Here is a 19,998-nt window from a genome sequence, read left to right on the forward strand (position 1 = left end):
CCGTCTTCTTTTAAGAATACTCCAGGAGCCAGGTAAATTCCAGCCACTTCGGTCCCTCCCAATCCGCAAATCTGAAATTTGCAGAACGCCGAAAACAGTGATGGTGTTTGCGGGTTGATATAAATTTCCTTATACTGAAACTATGTTATATTAAAGTTATAATAAGACTTAGGAGTGATCGTAATGAGTGAAGCAGCACAAACACTGGACGGCTGGTATTGTTTACATGATTTCCGTCTAATTGACTGGTCTTCTTGGAAAACGTTATCAAGTGACGAACGCCAATTGGCCATCTCAGAGTTCCAAGGTTTACTGGATAAATGGAATATGACACAAAGCGACAATGAAGGCAGCCATGCCCTATATTCAATCGTTGGTCAGAAAGCGGACTTCATGCTTATGTTTGCCCGCCCAACCATGGAAGAATTGAATGCAATTGAAAACGAATTCAACAAAACGAAGCTTGCCGAATATACAATTCCCGCTTATTCATACGTTTCCGTCGTGGAATTAAGCAATTACTTAGCTGGCGGAGATGATGAGGATCCATACCAGAACCCTCATGTCCGTTCCAGACTTTATCCGATACTTCCAAAAGCGAAACATGTATGCTTCTATCCAATGGACAAGCGTCGTGATGGCGATGATAACTGGTATATGCTTTCCATGGAAGAGCGCAAAGGCTTAATGCGTTCCCACGGCTTGATTGGCCGCAGTTATGCAGGTAAAGTGAAACAAATCATTTCGGGTTCTGTCGGTTTTGACGATTATGAATGGGGCGTAACACTATTCGCAGATGATGTCCTTCAATTTAAAAAATTAATCTATGAAATGCGTTTTGATGAAGTGAGTGCACGTTACGCTGCATTTGGTTCTTTCTTTGTAGGCAATATCCTGCCGGAAGAAAACGTACCTTCATTCCTATACGTATAAGACGAAGAGCTTCCGGTTTCCGGAGGCTTTTTTTGCGTCCCCTCCTTATTTTTTCCCGGCTTTGGAATAAATTCAATCCATATCCCATACATTTTCAATAGTGATGAATTCATTTTTTCACAGTCCCATTCAGCTTCAGGAAAATTGATCAAGGCAATTCCTGACTCCAGCGAGGTGAAGGAACGTTACTTCTATTAATTAGCCGACAAGAGGATATGGCTTATATCATGAACGGCAGCCGTTATGTATCGCTTAACATTCATTGTGGTTTTTTAAGCCACCCGGGGATTGTCCAATAAACATATACAATACTACCGGTCGCTATAAATCGCACTGTTTCTTCCAGTCCACTCTCTCGGATTGTCCAAATTCCACAGCATCAACTAAACCTTGAATTTAGGAGGGAATGCAATGTCACAAAATAATCCTTATGGTAATTATCCGTACGGAGGAAGCCCTTATTACCCCTATGAGAATAATGAGCCTGAACTAAGGCAGCAGAATCCTAACCAGCAACAAGGTTACCAACAGCAAGGATACCAACAGCCATCATACCAGCCACAACAGCCCACTATGGCAGGCACGCCACAACAAGTGCCGATGACGATGGGTCAACCCCCTTCCGGACCACAGATACCTGGCATGCTTCCGGTCGAACAGTCGTACATCGAGAACATCTTGCGTTTGAATAAAGGGAAATTGGCCACTGTTTATACAACGTTTGAAAACAACAAGGAATGGAATGCCAAGATCTTCAAAGGAATCATCGAGGCTGCAGGACGCGATCACTTAATCATAAGCGATCCTCAAACGGGAAAACGATACTTAATCCCGATGGTATACTTAGATTATATAACGTTTGATGAAGAAATCGAATATGAATATCCATTTGGAGGCACTGGGCTTACCACCTATTCGCCAAGGTAAAAAAATCCTATATAGAAGAGCCTCAGAATCTATTTGATTCTGAGGCTCTTCTTATATTGGAATGACTTTTTCCCAAAAAGAGCTGACCCAGAAGGTCAGCTACCTTCATTACAAGTATTTATATGCAGCAATGATCATTAAGACCCAAGCAACCAAGAATGAAACCCCGCCAAGCGGTGTGATGGCCCCTAGGACTTTGATTTGCGTAACGCTTAGAACGAATAGGCTTCCGGAAAACAGGATAATTCCTATTAGCATAAGCCAGCCGGACCAGTTGATCAGCGGACTTGAAATCTTCCCAGCCAATATTCCGATTACCAATAAACCAACCGCATGGAACATTTGATATTGAACAGCGGTTTGCCAGGTTTCTAAATATTTATCAGGAATTTTCCCTTCCAGCCCGTGTGCACCGAATGCACCTAGTGCCACAGCAATAAACCCATTCAATGCACCTAAAATGATGAACAGTTTCAATTATTTCGCTCCCCTTCCCTAATTTAAAAATCGAACAAGGACTCCCCATTGGCCTCATCCATTTTAACCGGTTCTACATTCGGTGTAGCCGACATAACGGGCTGGGTCAATGTGATTGGCTTCGGCATGCTGATGTTCGCTGCTTTTTCATCCACCATTACTTCACAAAGGGACTTAATGGCGATTACATACCCCTGCACCTTATCCTCTGAATTTGCCTGTTTCGCTTTTAAAACAAGCTCTTCGATTTTATCTAACATTTGTCTTGATGAAATATCCAACTTTACCACCTCGTCTATATACAGGTCAAAACTATCATAACTAGCATAGCAAAAATCAGAGAAGAAAACACCTTGCATATTTCCTACCTTTTCATTGGCTTGGCTTGAAATTTCAAGCATGGCTGTCCTGAGGAATGAAAGACATCAAGAGAAGGCTGGTTTGATGTTTTGAATTGAAAAGCACGGCAGCCCTTTGGAAAACTGGGATCCCAAGTTATATAGAAATGACTGCACGCCATACAATTCACCCGTTTCGTTTTCCTGCCCATATCATCGGTTCGTGATTTTCCAATCAATTGGGGATTCCCCCATTTCCAACAGCAATTGATTTGTTTTGGAAAAAGGTTTTGTGCCAAAGAAACCACGGGAAGCCGACAGCGGACTTGGATGTACGGACTTAATGATTTTATGGCGGGTTTCATCAATCAAAGGGATTTTGGTTTGAGCAGGTTTTCCCCACAGGATGAATACAACCGGTTTCGGACGGTCATTCAATAGGCGAATAACTTGATTCGTAAAGATTTCCCATCCTTTTCCGCGGTGTGAGTGCGCCTCCCCCTCACGCACAGTCAAGACGGTATTCAATAGAAGCACTCCCCGTTTTGCCCATTCAACAAGGTAACCATTATCCGGAACCTCATAGCCTAGATCGGTGTTTAACTCTTTAAAGATATTTCTTAAAGAGGGTGGGATGCGAACTTCCGGCTTAACTGAAAAACTAAGGCCATGCGCTTGACCAGGGCCATGGTAAGGGTCCTGTCCAAGGATGACAACCTTTACGTCTTCATAAGGAGTATAGTGAAGCGCATTGAAAATATCGTCCTGATCAGGATGAATGACTTGCTGGCTGTACTCTTGCTTTATAAATTCCCTTAGCTCCTGGTAATATTCTTTTTTGAATTCCTCTTTCAATAGAGGCCACCAATCATTTGTCAATAACTGCTTTTCCATCTGCCACAGCCCCTTTCCACTTTTTGAAACTATATTATATCAAACTTAATCGCCTTGCCTTTTCCATAGATTACGATTTATGTTTCTATATACCCCAAAAGTGGGAAAATAGAAAGTTAGCAAGCAATTTAACCATGTTGGAGGATTCCCTATGAAAAAATGGTACAAAAGAAAACGATTTTATCTGCTTGTCAGCATTTTGATCGTCATTGCAATCGTAATCGTCTATAACAGCTACAAGCCTCTCCCCGATGGTATTTCTTATGAAGGAAAAGTTCATCATGTCGAGGATATCGATTTCATCTATGACCTTTCCTATCACGATGAACAAGGGAGTCTGCAACATGAGCAGCGAATTTTCCAAACCATAAATCAAGCGATAGAAGAGGCTGATTCTTATATCGTAATCGATATGTTTTTGTTTAATGCTTTTTATGATGAAAAGATAAACTTCCCGAAGTTAACCGAGACTCTGAAGGATAATCTGGTGAAACAGAAGAAAAGGAAACCTGATCTCCAGGTTATATTCATTACAGATGAAGTGAACACTTCCTATAATGCCTACCAATTAGAGGCATTGGAAACGATGAAAAAAAGTGGCATTGATGTCATTGTTACCAACTTAGACCGCCTCCGGGATCCTAATCCTCTCTATTCAGGTGTATATCGGACCTTTTTCCAATGGTTCGGTGAAAGCGGAAAAGGCTGGATTGTGAATCCAATGGCCAAAAGCGCACCAAAGGTCACCTTGCGTTCTTACCTTAGACTGATGAATATCAAAGCCAATCACAGAAAAGTGGTCGCTACTGAAAAAACGGCCATCATCTCATCTGCCAATCCTCATGACGCAAGTGGATTCCATTCCAATATCGCGTTCCAGATGGATGGGAATATCATCGGCGATTTTCTTAAAGCCGAAGAAGCCGCTTCGAAATTCTCGGGAGGACCAAAGTCATTTCCTGAGTTCAAAGGGACATCGGCAGATAAAGGACCGATATCGGTACAACTGCTAACGGAAGGAAAAATCAATAAACATGTCCTTAAGGCAATTAAGGATGCAAAAAAGGGGGACAAGATCCATCTTGCCATGTTCTACATTGCCGATCGCGAGGTTGTCGAGGCATTAACGGATGCAGCTGAACGGGGTGTGAAGATTCATATGATATTGGATCCGAATCAAAACGCTTTCGGAAGTGAGAAAATCGGGCTTCCCAACCTTCCGGTTGCCGCCGAATTTGAAAAACTGGGGGATGAAAACATCTCGATCCGCTGGTACAAAACAGATAAAGAACAGTTCCATACAAAATTGATGATGATCCAAAAGGCTAATGAAACGGTTATCCTTGGAGGATCGGCTAATTATACCTCCCGCAATCTAGATGACTATAATCTTGAAGCGAATGTTGAAATCCATGCTCCAAATGATGCCGGCGTTTCCAAGGATGTCGATAGCTATTTTCAAAGACTTTGGACAAATCAAAACGGAACTTACACGGTGGATTACAGTGAATACCAAAAGAAACTGCCTGTCTTCAAATACTTGACCTACCGCATTCAAAAGGTATTCCGCTTCACCACTTACTAAATATTCTTCGATAAAAATGTTTATCCGTGCCCAAACAAGGTTATATACTACTATAGCCAATCGGCAACTGTAATAAGCAAGATTCCATTTACCTATTTTCAAGAGAATCTCACTGAAATTCAAGGAGGAGTTTATATGTATCAAGTACATGTAGTAGAAAACGGTTTACAAGCAAAGGAAAAAATCGATGAATTAGTTACATCAGGTTATACGAAAGACGATGTATATTTGTTTGCCCATGATAAAACCCGTTCAAAACACCTTACCGAGAATACAAATACAGAAGGTGTAGGCATGAAGGAACAAGGTTTCCTTGATACCGTCGGAAATCTCTTTAAATCACGCGGAGATGAACTTCGTAATCGAATGAGCAACCTTGGCCTTAGTGATATGGAGGCAGAACGTTACGAGGAAGTTCTTGACGAAGGAAAAGTAGTCATCGTCGCTTCCAAACAAGACAATAAAGACGGGGTTACACACTAAAACCCTATATGAATTCATAAAAAACGAGGCCCCAAAACCTGTGGCCTCGTTTTTTATAATCATTATCCCAGGATGCTTTGGTACGTGGCCTTTGCATGGACCATGTCCTTCGTACCGTGTATCAACGCCCGTCCATCCTTGAAAATGACGATACGCTCCCCAGCTTTTTCACAAGAGAGAAGAAATGGATTGAATTTCACCAAATAGCCGCTGCCGTCCAGATCCTTGGCTAATTTCTCGAGTTGCAGTTTCAAAGGTTTTGGCGGTCTTACCTGTACAGTATCCCTCCCGCAAAGAACAGCCGTTTTCGTTGCATTCTCCATTGTTAAAAAGGGATATGTCCTCTGCTCCCCGCATGAGAGACAATCTTTCTTTTTTGCTTTTGTCAATTTAACGGTTTGGTATTGATTTCTCCACAGATCAAAAGAAACAAGTGCAGGCCGTACAGATTCCCAATCTTCTACAAGGATTTTCAAAGCTTCGGCAGTTTGGTGTGCCACTACCATCGTTACTGCTGGTGATATGATTCCTCCTGTGTCACAGGTCATACCTTGAATGGGGATCGCTTTCAGCAAACAGTGCAAACATGGTGTCTGTCCGGGAAGGATCGTCAAAGTCATCCCCACACTTCCCACACATGCCCCATAAATCCATGGTATATGAAGCTTTTGTGATAAATCATTAATTATCATCCGTGTCTCAAAATTATCGGTTGCATCCATGATCAAATCAACATCACCAAGCAGCTGCTCGAGGTTCTGGGCTGTTGCGTCCATGATGATGGCATTCACTTCAACTTCATGATTGATATCAAATAAATGACGCTTTGCCGCTTCTGCCTTTGGCAGTTTCTCCTCGACATCCCGTTCCGTATACATTTGTTGGCGCTGTAAATTACTGGTCTCGACATAATCCCTGTCGACAATGGTAAGCTTCCCTACTCCTGCACGAGTAAGGGCCTCGGCATTAGCAGATCCCAAAGCCCCTGCACCAAGAAGCAATACATGCTTCTTCATAATTTTCAATTGGCCCCCTTCACCAATGGGGGCGAATAAAGTCTGCCTTGAAAATCGCTCTTTCACCGTGAACCCTCCCTTCCAAATGCTTTAGCCTCCACTTACTGGCGGAATGAAAGCTACAGTATCTCCATCAGATAGAATTGTGTCATCATCGGCAAATTCTTCATTGACCGCTGTCATCACGGTTTCAAGACCTTCCAATTGAAAATCCACCTTCATTTTTCCTTTTAGCTGGGCTACACTCATTCCATTTCCTTCTATAGTAACAGTCTCCTTACCTAGCTCATCTTTCAATTGGGCAAATAAAAGTACATTAATCATCAATATCCTCCTCTTCAGGTTTCCCCGTTGGATATGGAACGGTTTCCAACTGGTTTCCGACCCATGTCTCCCCATCTTCCCAGTGTTCCTTTTTCCAAATCGGGACGATTTCTTTAATTCTTTCAATCGCATACCTGTTTGCCTCATATGCATCATTCCGATGTGGCGTACTAACGGCAATAACCACTGCGATATCCGTGATTTCAAGTTTACCTACACGATGGGTGATAGCCGCTTCTGCATCAGGCCAACGCTCCTTGATCTCTGATCCGATTTGCTCCAATTTCTTGATGGCCATCGGTTCATACGCTTCGTATATTAGGAAGAGAGTCTTTTTTCCTTTCGTCATTTCCCTCACCGTACCAATAAAGGTCGTGACGGCACCAGCATTTCGACTGACTACTTTATCAATCACTTCCTGGATGACAATCGGCTCTTTTGAAATATTATAATTCATGTCTACCATCCTTTATATATAATTCAGTTCGATCAATATAACCTGCCTCTTGATAATCTTCCATCGTATTCATATTGAAAAAAAGGTAGTGAAAATGTTCAGGATTCTCGCGATATAACTTAAATTCGGTTTCTTTCATGATTTTCACCGAAATCTTTTCCAAAAATAGTCTCATTTTCAATTCATGTTTTAATAAACAGTCCGTCAGTACAGGAAGACATCTTTTATGGTAAACAGCAAAAAGCGGCTGGAGCCTGCCATTTATTTCTGGAATGACTGCGTCGAATTCAGGTTCATAATTGGATATGATATCCTTTATGGCAGCTGCACTCACAAACGGCATATCACAGGCTGCAAGGAACTGAAGCTCCGTTTCCGATGAGGTCAACCCTGCATGCAATCCGCCAAGAGGTCCTTGATCTTTATGTAAATCCGGAATTAGCGGCAGCTGCAGAAAACGATATTCTTCAACTGTATTCGTAATGACCATAATGTTTTCTGACACCTTTTTCAATTCGGATGCCACTCTTGAAATGTTCACAATGCCACCTATGGACAACAGGGCCTTATTCACGCCCATACGGCTTGATTTCCCACCAGCTAAAAGCAACATTGTCCATTCCATAGAAATCACCCTCCCTTTTTTGGGTTTAATCCAGCATCGAACGGTAAAGCTATACTAAATGTATCCCACTATATTTAAATATTTTAAATCAACTTTGAAAATAATGACACCTTCACAAACTTTGCTTTGCATATCAAAAGATGGAAAGTAGGATCAAAAGCTAAAAAGCAGGCCACCCACCCATTTTATTTTCTGAATTCCATGTCCGAAAAAATGACTCATGCGTGGCCATTCCATTACCTTTCTTAAGGTACTTATATTAAGGTGAAATCTAAGTTTTACATAAAAGAAATTTTGGTATATTCTAAAAATAGGATATTAACTGGTATGCTGATAATATCGAAATCTAATTCTCCTGAGGAGGTCACATAATGACTATGAAAAGAGCTATGACAGTTGCCGGATCGGATTCGAGCGGCGGTGCAGGTCTTCAAGCAGATTTAAAGACATTCCAAGAATTCGGCGTTTACGGTATGTCCGCTTTAACGACAATCGTGACGATGGATCCAAAGAATGGCTGGTCCCATAATGTATTCCCTACACCGGTCGAGGTTTTAGAAGCCCAAATCGAAACGATTCTATCAATCGGCATCGATGCCATGAAAACGGGAATGCTTGGATCAGTGGAAATCATTGAACTTGTTGCCCGTAAAATAGACGAGTTGAAGCTGGACAAGGTCGTAATCGATCCAGTTATGGTATGTAAAGGTGAAGATGAAGTATTGCACCCTGAAACGGCTGTAGCTCTGCGCGAACTGCTTGTTCCACGTGCAACTGTAGTCACGCCAAACCTGTTCGAGGCCGCTCAGTTAGCGGGAACTGCGCCTATCAAGACGATTGACGATATGAGGGCTGCAGCCAAAAAGATTCATGAACTTGGTGCAAAATATGTCTTGATCAAAGGCGGTAATAAGCTGGATCATGATAAAGCCATTGACCTTTTATATGACGGAACTGAATTTGAAATCCTTGAATCAGAAAAAATCGAAACGACCAATACACATGGTGCCGGCTGTTCATCTTCAGCGGCCATTGCAGCTCAATTGGCTGAAGGTAAAAGCCCGCGTGAGGCTATCCTCATTGCTAAAGACTTCATCACCGAGGCCGTTCGCCATTCTTGGAAGATGAATGACTATGTTGGACCTGTCAATCATGGTGCATACCATAAATATGGAATCGCTGAAAAAACACAAAAATAAAACATCAAGTTTAATGGCCGCTCAAATTCATCGAGCGGCCTTTTTCGCTTTTTTCGTTTTTATTTAGTAAAATAGAAAGAAGGAAAAGCTTATCTAGCCGCCCAGTTAAGGAGGAAATTATAGTATGAAACCTATAGACCGTACAGAGGTGCAAAATGCCATTGATTCTTTCGCAGGACAAGATGTATATCTTCACCTTGAAACGACAAATGGTGCCTATGCCACTCATGTAGATGAAGCTTTCTTTTCGGCAGGCGCTTATATTCGTAATGCTCTTATACAGTATGAACATGGGAAGATAGTTGGGGATGGACCCTACCGCATCGGCTTGAAGCTCAATATTGGCTGGGTATATGCAGAAGGCGTTAACCACTTCGAAATGGATGAACAAGGAAGGTTGCTATTGGCAGGCCTTGATTTTTCCGGAAAGCTTGCTGTCTCCATGCAGCTCAGTCCCACTCCTTTTGAATGATGGCAACTTGCTTGAAATATATCATATAATTCCGATGAAAACTCCCATTTACCGATAACCATACTCACTGTAAGTAGAACGGAAGGAGAAATATACCTTGGAAAAAGAACGCCATGTATTAGTTATATTCCCACATCCCGATGATGAAGCCTTCTCGGTCTCCGGAACGCTTGCCCTTCATAGAGAAGCGGGCACTCCTGTCACCTATTTATGCTTAACTTTAGGAGAAATGGGACGTAATTTAGGAAACCCTCCATTTGCAACAAGGGAATCGCTCCCTAAAATTCGTAAAAAGGAATTAATCGATGCAGCAAATGCGATTGGAATCCAAGATTTACGCATGCTTGGATTGCGTGATAAGACAATTGAATTCGAAGATGATGAAAAGCTGACTTCATTATTTACCGATGCCATCAATGAATTGAATCCTTCATTGATCATTACGTTTTACCCAGGATACAGTGTCCATCCTGACCATGAAGCGACAGCACGGGCTGTGGTGCGGGCCGTTGAAAGAATGGAAGCGAAAGAGAGGCCTAAACTTCATTGTGTCGCCTTCTCGAATAACTGCATTGACGAATTAGGGCAACCTGACATCATTCATGATATCTCTGCCGTCGAAGAAAAAAAGGTAGCCACATTCACTGCCCACCGTTCGCAAACTCAGGCAATGGTGATCGATTGGAAAGAAAAATTCGAAAATCAGGATGCCGATTTTCTAGACTGGATTCGCAAAGAAAGATTATGGACCTATAAGTTTTAAAGAAACCGCCAATATGGCGGTTTTCTTTGTTTATGGCATAAAAAAAAACGCCTGTGGGATACAGGCGGAGAAAAGGGGGATACTTTGGAAAATCAATCATAATATAAGCATCCCCAAAATTCTTCATTTTATACAATCATATTCAAAAAATTAAGCAGACAAGCGTTCCTCATGCTGCATTTTCACTCTTGCCGAGGCTTTTTTTCCATGCGCCAAGTAATAAATGCCAATAAGTATGAACGCAAAGATAGACATTCCTATGAATAACCCTTTGAACCCTGTATATGGAATAAGGAATCCCAATAGGAATGGGCCCACACCAATACCGAAGTCATACATTGTAAAAAATGTAGATGTGGCTAATCCCATCCGATTTGAGGGGGCTTCCTTGATGGAAATCGCTTGACTGCTTGATTGGAACGTACCATATCCCACTCCGATAAAGGCGCCGGCAATCAGGAGCGTGATACCATGATGGGATTGGCTCAGGATGACCATACCGATGGCAAATAGCAAGAGCGATGGGTAAATAACTGCATTTTCCCCCTTCACATCAAACATCCGGCCTGTAAACGGACGGGACGCCAAAAGGAAAACAGCAAATACGACAAAGAAAAAGCTCGCCGCATCCATTAAATCCATTTCCTTTGCAAAAGACGTTAAATAGGACAAGATGCTCGAATAGGTAAATCCGGCAAATCCGATAAAAACGGCAATGGGAAGTGCCCTTTTTTCAAAGTAATCACTGATTTTAAATCCTTTTTGTGGTGAAGCTCCGACCTTTTCCCCTTCAGGCACATTCATGAATAACGATGCAACTAAAGAAAACGCGGCAAATAAAGAGGCTGCATAGAAAATGATGGAATAACTGAAATGCTGTGTTATCAGCAATCCAATAAACGGACCGAAAGCCATTGCCAAGTTTGTACTCATGGCAAAGTAACCTGTGCCTTCCCCGCGTCTTTCATTCGGAATGATATCTGCAGCAATCGTTCCAGTTGCCGTAGTGGCAAGGCCAAAAGCAAAACCGTGAATAAGCCGATCGATCAATAATAGGGATAAACCATTCACCAGGAAATAGCCAATGGACGCAATCAGGAATAGCACCAACGAGCCAAGCAACATCTTTCTGCGGCCGATCTTGTCAATTTTTTTCCCTGCAATCGGTCTGACAAGCACAGCACCGAGAACAAAGATACTTGAAGCAAGCCCTGCTTGTGCTTGCGAAGCATGAAAATTATCCATCGTATAAATGGTCAATGTCACCATCAAGACATAAAAAGTTAAAAATAGAAAAAAGTTCGCAGACGAAACAATCAGAAAGTCTTTCGTCCACAATTTCGGTTTTTGATTCATTTCAATCCTTCTTCCTTACTATTGTTTTAATTTTTCCTTCAGGAAAATCAACGTTCGTAACGTTGCCTCCCGGTCTTCTTCAGCCAAACCGCTCATTAATTGAAGTTCAAATTCCTCAACTACCTTTTTGGCCTCTTGATAAGTCCTTAAACCTGACTCCGTTAACTGTATTCTCCGTTCCCGTTTATCTTTTCCAGGAACTTGTTCAATCAACTCAAGTTCTTCCAATCGGTTTACCGTCCTGGTTACCGTCGGTTTCTCCACATCTAAATAAGTGCTTATTTCAACAAGCGTAGAACAGCCGAACTGACTCAGATAATATACAATCGACCATTGGGAATGATAAAGATCAACCTTGGCCAATTGTTCATTTAACTTTTTCGTAAATGACCTTGAAAATTGTAAGTTATGATGAAAAAAACCATTTTGAAAGGACAAAGGTATTCCTCCTGTAAAGTAGTTACCTAGGTAACTATACACCTATTCAGTAAAAATGTCTAGCCTTCGGAGGAACGAAAATAATCGTAGACACACTGTTCCCTAAGCTTCTCCATCACTTCCTACACAACAAGAAAAAACCTCTTTTCAGGAGGTTGGGGCTATTATTTGAGAGTTTGGAGGAAATACTCGTGAATTTGGGGCTTTTACTCATGAGTTTCGCGCTTTCACTCGTGATTTTATAGGACATAAACCAAAAAGGAAACCCCGCTATTAGCGAGGTTTCCTTTTATATGCTTCTTTTCTCCTGGTTGATTACATCAAGGCATATTTAACTGAGATAGCGGCAAACGATAAAGCTTATCATCCTTTTCATCAGGATTTCCTCGGCCGTCCGTATTGTTGCTTATGAAATAAAGAAATTTTTCATCAACGAATACATCGCGTATCCTTCCTGAGCCAGTAATGATATTAGTCAGTTTTCCGCTTTTTACATCATAACTTTTAAGCGCTTCGCCCCTTAAGGCTGCAAAATAGAGCTTTCCGTCAAAATAGGCCATGCCAGAAGGAGCCCATGTATTTTCACCGGAATGAATCAATGGTTTTACCATATCAGCTTTTTGCTCATCGCCCTGTATCTCAGGCCAGCCATAGTTCTTACCCGGATCAATTTTATTTAATTCATCGTGAGCCGAATCTCCATGCTCACTTTCATACAACTGTCCTGCTTCATCCCAAGCAAGGCCTTGTGGATTGCGGTGACCGTATGAATAGACGTATGAATTCGCGAAAGGATTATCGTTCGGAATGGTGCCATCCAGGTTCATGCGCAGAATTTTCCCGCCTAAAGAATCTGTGTCCTGTGCGATCTCAGCCCTTCTTGCATCACCTGTCGTTACATATAGCTTATCATCCGGACCAATCTTGATCCTGCCGCCATGGTGGAAGTCCCCGCTTGGTATTCCGTCGATTAAGGTTTCCATCTCCTGCCACTCATCATCATTTTTTTCTAAAATGACGATTCGATTGATGGGATTCCCGCCTTCTTCATACGTATAATAAGCGAAAGCTTTACCTCTCTTAGAGAAATCGGGAGCTAATAAAAATCCAAGCAACCCAGCTTCCGCTTTTGACGACAATGTCTTTTTTAGGTTGACCTTTTGCCGTGTCATCTTACCCTTGTCCCATTCAACGATAGTTCCTGTCCGCTCCGAAACATACATTGTGTCCCCATTCTTCTGAATCGACCATGGGGCATGCAAGTTCGTTACCAGCACATCCGGATCTTCGCCTAAAGTGCCCGTCACTTCCTTGTCAGGATTCGGCTCGGTTTCAGTGTCATCATCATTCATGTTACAACCAGTTAAAATCAATGCAGCCATAAGGAAAAATAAGAGCAATTTTTTCAAAAGTCTTTCTCCCTTCGATTCATGAGTTTAATAGGCTGACTGTTTAAGTACCTTTAAAATGGCCTCCGCTACACCGGATTCATCATTCTTGCCTGTTACTTCATCACACAGTTTTTTTATTTCGAACGGGGCATTTCCCATTGCGACTGACAAACCTACCCGTTCAAACATGGATACATCATTATAATTATCCCCAATAGCCATCGTTTCCTGCATCGATCCGGATTTTCCATTCACATATGTTTCAAGTGCCGTACCTTTTTGAGCTGTTTCACTCATGATTTCCACATTTTCACGTCCCGATGAAGTGACTGTAACTCCCTGTCCTTCCAATTTCGAAGCAATTTCATTTAATAAATTTAAATCCTTTGAGAAGCTGAGAATTTTATAATATTCCTCATTCGAACGGCTGAATAACTCGGAATAATCGGAAATGGAAGTTACCTGTCCAAGCTGTAAACGCTCCTCCGCATATTTCCGCATATTCTCAGGGTCAATGTCCGGATTGGCTGTAACGAATACATCAACCAAAACAGATATTGCGTTTTCATAGTCTTTAGAATAAATTCCCTGACTCGTATATATTTCGAAATAAATCCCTTGTTCTTCGAGGAATCCAGCGACCATTTTAGCAGTGGCAGCTGACATTGGATTGGAAGCGGCAATATTTCCATCCTCCGTGAAGAGCGCAGCACCATTTACACAAATGACAGGGCATACGATGCCTGCTTCATCTAAAGCGAACCTTGCTTCCACATAAGATCTTCCAGTAGCAATGATCACTTCCACTCCCTCACTTTGCGCCCTCTGGATAGCGTGTTTATTTTCCTCACTGACCTTTTGCATTTTGTTTAACAATGTTCCGTCCATATCAATCGCAATCGTCTTTATCAATTCAACCGGCTCCTTTTTTTCAATATAATCCCTATTTTAACCGAAAGGACGTGGATAAACACGTTTAACAAACCCGTATCTATTCTTGTGTGACTTCCGTCGTTAAAAAATCGTCTTATGTATATAAATAAACTGCACCTAATTAAAATAGGTGCAGTTTGTTTTCTTAATGCAGAATCGTTTGGCTATCGACATCTTGTGCCCGTTCAATGATCTGTTCTTGGATGTCTCTTTGAATGTCATCGATGGCTGTAAAGTCCATTGCTTTTACATAAATCTTTTCAAGTTCGTCATGCAGCTCTTTCGCCTTAGCCAGATTTGCTGTCGCTTCATTCATTTTTGTCCGGTACCTGGTGGAAACATCCTTTATCTGATCGGCATAAATTTCATCTGTTCCAGGCAGGATAGCTGTTTTATATATATCTATGATTTCATCACCTTCACAACTCGGGAAATATTCATGCGGTGATGTGCTGTCAAAAATGGCGATCCCTACCTCCCGGACGATTACCATGTCCAAGCTATGAGGATCGAATCCGCAATGATATACTTCCACATCAAAGCCCCTTTGCTCCGCAGCCTTTGCAATCTTCTTCAGCATCGTTGATTTACCGGAACCTGGACGACCCTTTAAAAAGTACCGTTTTTGTATTCCCTCAGTAATATTGGGGATGAAATCAACTGCACCTTTTGGTGTAGCTGCCCCTAAGAATCGGTGACGAACATCCGACTTCTTATTAAGGGTTATATCTCTATAAAAGCCTTCTATCAATTTATTGGTCAACCCATTCAATTTAGCGAAATCAATATTTGCTTTATAAATGTCTTCCCATTCATCATGTATCTTCAATGCTTCAGCAAATAGGGCATATGCCTTCTCGAAACTCTTGCTTCTCGCATTCGTCAATCTAATGATGGCCGCTCTTTCAGAAGCCAGCTGCTGGGAATTCCAGGCAGCCCCTAGATTGACATATTCCTCAATGGCCCCAGGTGCCTTCGGCTCAATCACATGCGGCGCGGTCCCATCCACGAGTCCGATTTTCAAAGCGGGAATGATCACTCCATCAATGGAATCATTATCGGACGAACAATGTAAATACTCGATGTCATAGTCTTTATCCAGCCATTCTTGGCCGATTTTTTTCATAATGGTCGATTTACCGGAACCAGGTCCGCCTTTTAAAATGAACAATCTTTCCAAACCTGCCAAATTGGAATCATATAAACTATAAAAACCTTTAGCCGTATTGCCTCCTGCGAAATAATGCATCTCTTTTCCTGTCACTTTCACACTCTCCCTCACAATACAGATGTGATCTTCAAGACAGCGTATGCAGAAATGAACTAATAGGTGAATGCCTACAGGTTAACAGTCTATTTTATTAGGGCAGCAGATTCCGCTTGTGTGACCTCCAGGAATTCTGACGGTTTTAACACGATCTGTGTACCGATCTTTCCTCCGCTTACGATGATTTCAGGCAGGTTTACTGCACTTTCGTCAATAAAGGTCGGGTATTGCTTTTTCATTCCGATCGGGGAACAGCCTCCCCGAATGTACCCTGTGTATTTTTGCAGATCTTTAACCGCAAGCATTTCAATTTTTTTTGCACCTGCGGCCTTCGCTGCTTTTTTCAAGTCCAGTTCGGTGGCTACAGGAATGACAAATACGTAAAGCTGCTGCGGTCCGTTATGGGTAACAAGCGTTTTAAAAACGGTTTCTGGCGCTTTTCCAATTTTGTCCGCAACAGTGATCCCATCGATTTTTCCGTCGCGGGCATCATAACTCATCATGCCATACTCTATACGTTTGTTATCAAGAATTCGCATTGCATTCGTTTTACTGGCTCCCATTGAAAATTCCCCTTATCGTTTTCTTCCATCTTACCATTTTAATTACCAGGCAAAAAGAAAAGCACAGTGCCTGATGCATCTGTGCTTTCCCTAAAGATCATTCTAAATGACGTCTTTGGAAATCAGCGATTCTCTTGTAGTCGCCTTCCAATTGCCTGCTCACGGATAAATAAATCGACATTAATTCTTCATATACTTTAACGTTCTCTTCGATCGGGATAAGTTCATTCGTTTCACCAACCATACCTTCAACCTCATCAAGGCTTTGGATTTCGCCTAAAGCATATAATCCAAGAACGGCTGCACCTAAGCTTGAACTCTCGAAGCTTTCAGGAATTGTCACGTTTTGATTGAATATGTCAGCCATGATTTGGCGCCAGAGCTTTGAGCGGACAAATCCGCCGCTTGCATGGATCTTCTCGGGGGCACCCGTCAATTCCTTAACAGCAAGAAGGACACTGTACAAGTTATACATCACGCCCTCCAGCACTGCCCGGACCATATGGTCACGAGTGTGATGAAGCGCCAGTCCGAAGAAGGAGCCCCTTGCATCGGCACTCCATAATGGTGCCCGTTCCCCTGCCATATACGGATGGAATATCAACCCATCAGAACCAGGTGCAATATTGGAAGCCATATCCGTCAGAATCTCATAGGAGTCCTGTCCCGAAGCCTTCGCTTTTTCGATTTCCACACGGCCCAATTGATCGCGTGCCCATCGGAAGGTGATTCCCCCATTGTTGACCGGTCCGCCGATTACCCAATGATTCTCAGTAAGGGCATAGCAGAATGTCCTGCCTTTCGGATCGGTAAGCGGTCGGTCACTGACGGTCCTTACCGCACCGCTCGTTCCGATTGTCACTGCCAGAACGCCTGGCTTGATTGCGTTTTGCCCTAAGTTGGCAAGCACACCATCACTCGCGCCAATCACAAACGGGGTACCAGCCTGAATATTCATTTTTGCAGCTAATTCCTCACTTATGCCTGAGAGGATATGCGTTGTAGGGACAAGCACCGGCAGCTTTTCAGCCCCAATTCCAGCAATGGTGAGTGCCTCTTCATCCCACTTCAGGTCATTCATGTTGAACATGCCCGTTGCAGAAGCGAGTGAATAATCCATCACATACTCATTGAAAAATTTATAGATGATGTATTCTTTAATTCCTATAAATTTGTCCGTTTCGTTAAAAATCCCGGGATGCTCATTTTTTAACCACATTATTTTCGTGATTGGGGACATCGGGTGAATGGGTGTTCCGGTCCTGTGATACAATTGCATCCCCTGTTCCGAAGCCTTCAGTTTCTTCGCATAGGCAACACTTCGATTATCAGCCCATGTAATGCTATTTGTCAGCGGTCTGCCGTCTTTACCCATGGCGATCAAGCTATGCATCGCCGAACTGAACGATATCAAGCCCAGTTCTTGCTTTTCTATCCCGCTTGCAATCATAACCTCGCCTATAGCAATGATGACCGCTTTATAAATTTCTTCGGGATCTTGTTCCGCCACGGAAGGGGTTGGACTGTGTAGAGGATATCCCCTCGAACAAGATTGGACAACCTCCCCCCCTTTTGAAAAAAGAACAACCTTCGTACTCGTCGTACCAATATCTATCCCCATCATATAACCTGAATGCCCCATATTTACAACATGCTCCTTTCTCTTAAACAATTGAATTCAATAGTAAGATTAGGATAAGTGAAACGACTGATATAATCGTTTCCATAACCGTACAAGACTTTAACATTTGTGCGCCTGTCAAACTAAATCTTTAGCGACATGGATCATAAGCTGCAACAGCTTCATCCACCCCGCTCGTGATCAATACAATTTAAAATGCTCTGCACGCCCCGATAACCAAGATGATGGACGCAGTTGGGACGAGGCAGGCGGACATGAATTGGATTAGTTCTTCTTTATTAAAACCTCTAGCGCATCCTAATGCCACAGAAATCATGGGGGCGATGATTGCCTTTCCAATGAAGGCATTCCAAGCAATTCATATGAATCTTCTGCAAACAAAGCACCAAAAGCCTCGATCAACAATAAAAAGACCGGCATTGCCATCATCTTTCCAAGCATGTTACCTAAACCGAAAATGAGTGCCAACTAACGAAGAGTATTACCTATCCCTATCTGAACAGCATCTGCAACATCCGGAATATCCATACCTGCGATAATCCCTAAAATGATGGAAGCGAGAAGTAACGCAATAAGTGGGGACCATTTCGCCTTGGCTATGATAACGATCAAGAGCAAACCATTGTTATGGCTAACAATCAATAAAAGTAAGATCTTAATGAAAAAAGCATCGAACCCGTTCATTTGAGAACTAAACTCGATGCCTGATTCAGTCATGAGAACATCATTCTCCAATGAAAAGAGGACCGGATATGTGCTTGATTTCTTTCTCCATATGTTCAGGATAGGCAATGAGGAAGCAGGTGGATGGTCCTGATGATTTTTCGATATCGACTTTATCACTTATATGCACAGAAACACCATCACCACTTTGATCCAGGTGCTTCCATTCATATGCTATCCCTTTTGAGCCGACCGGAAGTGCCTGAACGTCTTCCATTTCACATAGGCTTTTATATAAAGATAATGGCGCGACCCAATCTTGCTGTTCCATTACTTCTTCTCCAACGAGCGGCCTGCCGATCAAAGCGATTTTCCGTGAAGGATGCTGCTTTTTAACACGTTCGTTCACTCGCTTACCAATCACCATAAGACCAAGTGCTGATTGAAGAAGCGGCATATTACTTTCTGTGCTGCCAGTAATCGGAAGGTCCTCCATTCCCAATTCACCCAGCCCCTTTTTGACACCCCTGGTCAAGTCCCCCCAGGCTTCATCACCGCAGAAATTATTTAGAACGACGGATACGGGTCTTCCGCCAACTCCCAAACACTCCATGACGGCAACCCGAAAGGAATAATAGCCAACCACCTCATAAGGGACATGGACAAGGTCCTTTTCCTTCAGCCCGATACCGCCGCTATTATCACTAGAAACAATCAATGAATCTGATTCTGAAAATGGCAAAATCAACGAATCACTCATTCTACGAATCCATCTTTATAAAGCATCTTTTTCAAAACAGGCTCCAAGCGTGGCAGTAAAAGGGCAGCCAATACTACATTTACCGCAGTCGCTGCCGTTAATCCCGGAACCAATAACGTGTAAAAACCAGGGCTGATCAGAAATGCGAAAGGCAGGGCTAAAACGAAGGCATTACCGATAAAGAAGAGGAAAAATGCGCCTACTTTTTTTCCGTGTATATATAAAATGCCAAACATCCATACCAGGACTGCCATTTCGACCATGATCAAAAAGTGGAATGGCCCAAGCGGCATGCCGCCGATGAACGCTGAAATGATATGACCAAGCCCAGCTACTATAGCCCCCGATACCGGGCCAAGTATGACAGCAGCCAAAAGGGCCGGAAAACTATCCAAAGCGATGCTCCCTATCGGTGAAGGGATTTTAATAATTGCCCCTACTGCCGATAAGGCAATGAATATAGCGGTTGCACTAATTTTTCTTACGTCCATG

The 19,998-nt window shown here is 42.6% G+C and carries 26 protein-coding genes; 7 read left to right on the forward strand and 19 right to left on the reverse strand.

The window, feature by feature from the left end:
* The first annotated feature begins 183 nt into the window (after positions 1–183).
* The gene (gene hemQ, locus ACWF5P_RS05960) at positions 184–933 is read left to right on the forward strand and encodes a hydrogen peroxide-dependent heme synthase (protein WP_101223873.1); all 750 of its coding nucleotides are present in this window, start codon (positions 184–186) and stop codon (positions 931–933) included.
* Positions 934–1,344: 411 nt separating this feature from the next.
* Positions 1,345–1,860, forward strand: a complete 516-nt coding sequence (gene gerQ, locus ACWF5P_RS05965) for a spore coat protein GerQ (RefSeq protein ID WP_434168165.1) — start codon at positions 1,345–1,347, stop codon at positions 1,858–1,860.
* Between the two features lie 108 nt (positions 1,861–1,968).
* On the opposite strand, the gene ACWF5P_RS05970 is transcribed toward gerQ, so the two are convergent.
* From ACWF5P_RS05970 to ACWF5P_RS05980, 3 genes are all read right to left on the reverse strand, one after another.
* The gene (locus tag ACWF5P_RS05970) at positions 1,969–2,337 is read right to left on the reverse strand and encodes a DUF423 domain-containing protein (RefSeq protein WP_098370223.1); all 369 of its coding nucleotides are present in this window, start codon (positions 2,335–2,337) and stop codon (positions 1,969–1,971) included.
* A 23-nt stretch (positions 2,338–2,360) separates the two neighbouring features.
* Positions 2,361–2,618: a YwdI family protein gene (locus tag ACWF5P_RS05975; protein WP_076368544.1), complete on the reverse strand. Its 258-nt coding sequence runs from the start codon at positions 2,616–2,618 to the stop codon at positions 2,361–2,363.
* Positions 2,619–2,888: 270 nt separating this feature from the next.
* Positions 2,889–3,569 carry a uracil-DNA glycosylase gene (locus tag ACWF5P_RS05980; protein ID WP_230176096.1) on the reverse strand — a complete coding sequence of 227 codons (681 nt, stop codon included), beginning with the start codon at positions 3,567–3,569 and terminating at the stop codon, positions 2,889–2,891.
* Positions 3,570–3,720: 151 nt separating this feature from the next.
* Between ACWF5P_RS05980 and ACWF5P_RS05985 the strand changes: the two genes are divergently transcribed.
* Positions 3,721–5,154, forward strand: a complete 1,434-nt coding sequence (locus ACWF5P_RS05985; protein ID WP_452444711.1) for a phospholipase D family protein — start codon at positions 3,721–3,723, stop codon at positions 5,152–5,154.
* A 135-nt stretch (positions 5,155–5,289) separates the two neighbouring features.
* The gene (locus ACWF5P_RS05990) at positions 5,290–5,637 is read left to right on the forward strand and encodes a general stress protein (RefSeq protein WP_053536921.1); all 348 of its coding nucleotides are present in this window, start codon (positions 5,290–5,292) and stop codon (positions 5,635–5,637) included.
* 62 nt (positions 5,638–5,699) lie between these two features.
* On the opposite strand, the gene ACWF5P_RS05995 is transcribed toward ACWF5P_RS05990, so the two are convergent.
* From ACWF5P_RS05995 to mobA, 4 genes are read right to left on the reverse strand one after another with little or no spacing between them, the layout of a single operon-like run.
* Entirely contained in the window at positions 5,700–6,719 is a 1,020-nt protein-coding gene (locus tag ACWF5P_RS05995; protein ID WP_230176094.1) for a MoeB/ThiF family adenylyltransferase, read from the reverse strand.
* Between the two features lie 24 nt (positions 6,720–6,743).
* Positions 6,744–6,977 (reverse strand): molybdopterin converting factor subunit 1, encoded by a 234-nt coding sequence (gene moaD, locus ACWF5P_RS06000; protein ID WP_101223877.1) that lies wholly within the window; start codon positions 6,975–6,977, stop codon positions 6,744–6,746.
* Positions 6,970–7,434: a molybdenum cofactor biosynthesis protein MoaE gene (locus tag ACWF5P_RS06005; protein WP_427573370.1), complete on the reverse strand. Its 465-nt coding sequence runs from the start codon at positions 7,432–7,434 to the stop codon at positions 6,970–6,972. Before ACWF5P_RS06005 ends, moaD begins: the two co-directional genes overlap by 8 nt.
* On the reverse strand, positions 7,424–8,059 hold the full coding sequence (gene mobA, locus ACWF5P_RS06010; protein ID WP_452444712.1) for a molybdenum cofactor guanylyltransferase: 636 nt from the start codon (positions 8,057–8,059) through the stop codon (positions 7,424–7,426). Before mobA ends, ACWF5P_RS06005 begins: the two co-directional genes overlap by 11 nt.
* A gap of 371 nt (positions 8,060–8,430) precedes the next feature.
* On the opposite strand from mobA, the gene pdxK reads away from it, so the two are divergent.
* The 3 genes from pdxK (at position 8,431) to bshB2 (ending at position 10,493) form a co-directional block, all read left to right on the forward strand.
* Positions 8,431–9,258, forward strand: a complete 828-nt coding sequence (gene pdxK / locus ACWF5P_RS06015) for a pyridoxine/pyridoxal/pyridoxamine kinase (RefSeq protein WP_230176092.1) — start codon at positions 8,431–8,433, stop codon at positions 9,256–9,258.
* Between the two features lie 124 nt (positions 9,259–9,382).
* On the forward strand, positions 9,383–9,730 hold the full coding sequence (locus ACWF5P_RS06020; protein WP_096339115.1) for a YojF family protein: 348 nt from the start codon (positions 9,383–9,385) through the stop codon (positions 9,728–9,730).
* 97 nt (positions 9,731–9,827) lie between these two features.
* Entirely contained in the window at positions 9,828–10,493 is a 666-nt protein-coding gene (gene bshB2, locus ACWF5P_RS06025; RefSeq protein WP_101223880.1) for a bacillithiol biosynthesis deacetylase BshB2, read from the forward strand.
* Positions 10,494–10,643: 150 nt separating this feature from the next.
* Here the strand turns inward: bshB2 and ACWF5P_RS06030 are convergent, their stop codons facing one another.
* From ACWF5P_RS06030 to ACWF5P_RS06085, 12 genes are all read right to left on the reverse strand, one after another.
* A complete protein-coding gene (locus tag ACWF5P_RS06030; protein WP_101223881.1) occupies positions 10,644–11,849 on the reverse strand; it encodes an MFS transporter in 1,206 nt (401 codons plus the stop codon).
* Between the two features lie 18 nt (positions 11,850–11,867).
* Entirely contained in the window at positions 11,868–12,287 is a 420-nt protein-coding gene (locus ACWF5P_RS06035; RefSeq protein WP_053536927.1) for a MarR family winged helix-turn-helix transcriptional regulator, read from the reverse strand.
* A gap of 320 nt (positions 12,288–12,607) precedes the next feature.
* Positions 12,608–13,696, reverse strand: a complete 1,089-nt coding sequence (locus ACWF5P_RS06040; protein WP_434168169.1) for a PQQ-dependent sugar dehydrogenase — start codon at positions 13,694–13,696, stop codon at positions 12,608–12,610.
* A 27-nt stretch (positions 13,697–13,723) separates the two neighbouring features.
* The gene (locus ACWF5P_RS06045; RefSeq protein WP_434168170.1) at positions 13,724–14,590 is read right to left on the reverse strand and encodes a Cof-type HAD-IIB family hydrolase; all 867 of its coding nucleotides are present in this window, start codon (positions 14,588–14,590) and stop codon (positions 13,724–13,726) included.
* 166 nt (positions 14,591–14,756) lie between these two features.
* Complete coding sequence (locus ACWF5P_RS06050) at positions 14,757–15,875, reverse strand: PRK06851 family protein (RefSeq protein ID WP_101223883.1); 1,119 nt, start codon at positions 15,873–15,875, stop codon at positions 14,757–14,759.
* Between the two features lie 89 nt (positions 15,876–15,964).
* Positions 15,965–16,441, reverse strand: coding sequence for a Cys-tRNA(Pro) deacylase (ybaK, locus tag ACWF5P_RS06055; RefSeq protein WP_434168171.1), 477 nt, complete (start codon positions 16,439–16,441; stop codon positions 15,965–15,967).
* A 97-nt stretch (positions 16,442–16,538) separates the two neighbouring features.
* Positions 16,539–18,083 (reverse strand): gluconokinase, encoded by a 1,545-nt coding sequence (gene gntK, locus ACWF5P_RS06060; protein ID WP_434168172.1) that lies wholly within the window; start codon positions 18,081–18,083, stop codon positions 16,539–16,541.
* Positions 18,084–18,273: 190 nt separating this feature from the next.
* Positions 18,274–18,399: a hypothetical protein gene (locus ACWF5P_RS06065; protein WP_434168173.1), complete on the reverse strand. Its 126-nt coding sequence runs from the start codon at positions 18,397–18,399 to the stop codon at positions 18,274–18,276.
* The gene (locus tag ACWF5P_RS06070; protein WP_434168174.1) at positions 18,396–18,524 is read right to left on the reverse strand and encodes a hypothetical protein; all 129 of its coding nucleotides are present in this window, start codon (positions 18,522–18,524) and stop codon (positions 18,396–18,398) included. The genes ACWF5P_RS06065 and ACWF5P_RS06070 overlap by 4 nt, the downstream gene beginning before the upstream one ends.
* 27 nt (positions 18,525–18,551) lie before the next feature.
* Positions 18,552–18,800, reverse strand: coding sequence for a GntT/GntP/DsdX family permease (locus ACWF5P_RS06075; protein ID WP_434168175.1), 249 nt, complete (start codon positions 18,798–18,800; stop codon positions 18,552–18,554).
* A 7-nt stretch (positions 18,801–18,807) separates the two neighbouring features.
* Positions 18,808–19,506: an ATP-binding protein gene (locus ACWF5P_RS06080; protein ID WP_434168176.1), complete on the reverse strand. Its 699-nt coding sequence runs from the start codon at positions 19,504–19,506 to the stop codon at positions 18,808–18,810.
* The gene (locus tag ACWF5P_RS06085) at positions 19,503–19,997 is read right to left on the reverse strand and encodes an ECF transporter S component (RefSeq protein WP_434168177.1); all 495 of its coding nucleotides are present in this window, start codon (positions 19,995–19,997) and stop codon (positions 19,503–19,505) included. The genes ACWF5P_RS06080 and ACWF5P_RS06085 overlap by 4 nt, the downstream gene beginning before the upstream one ends.
* Position 19,998 lies beyond the last annotated feature (1 nt).

The organism is Peribacillus sp. NPDC055009 (genome assembly GCF_053608705.1).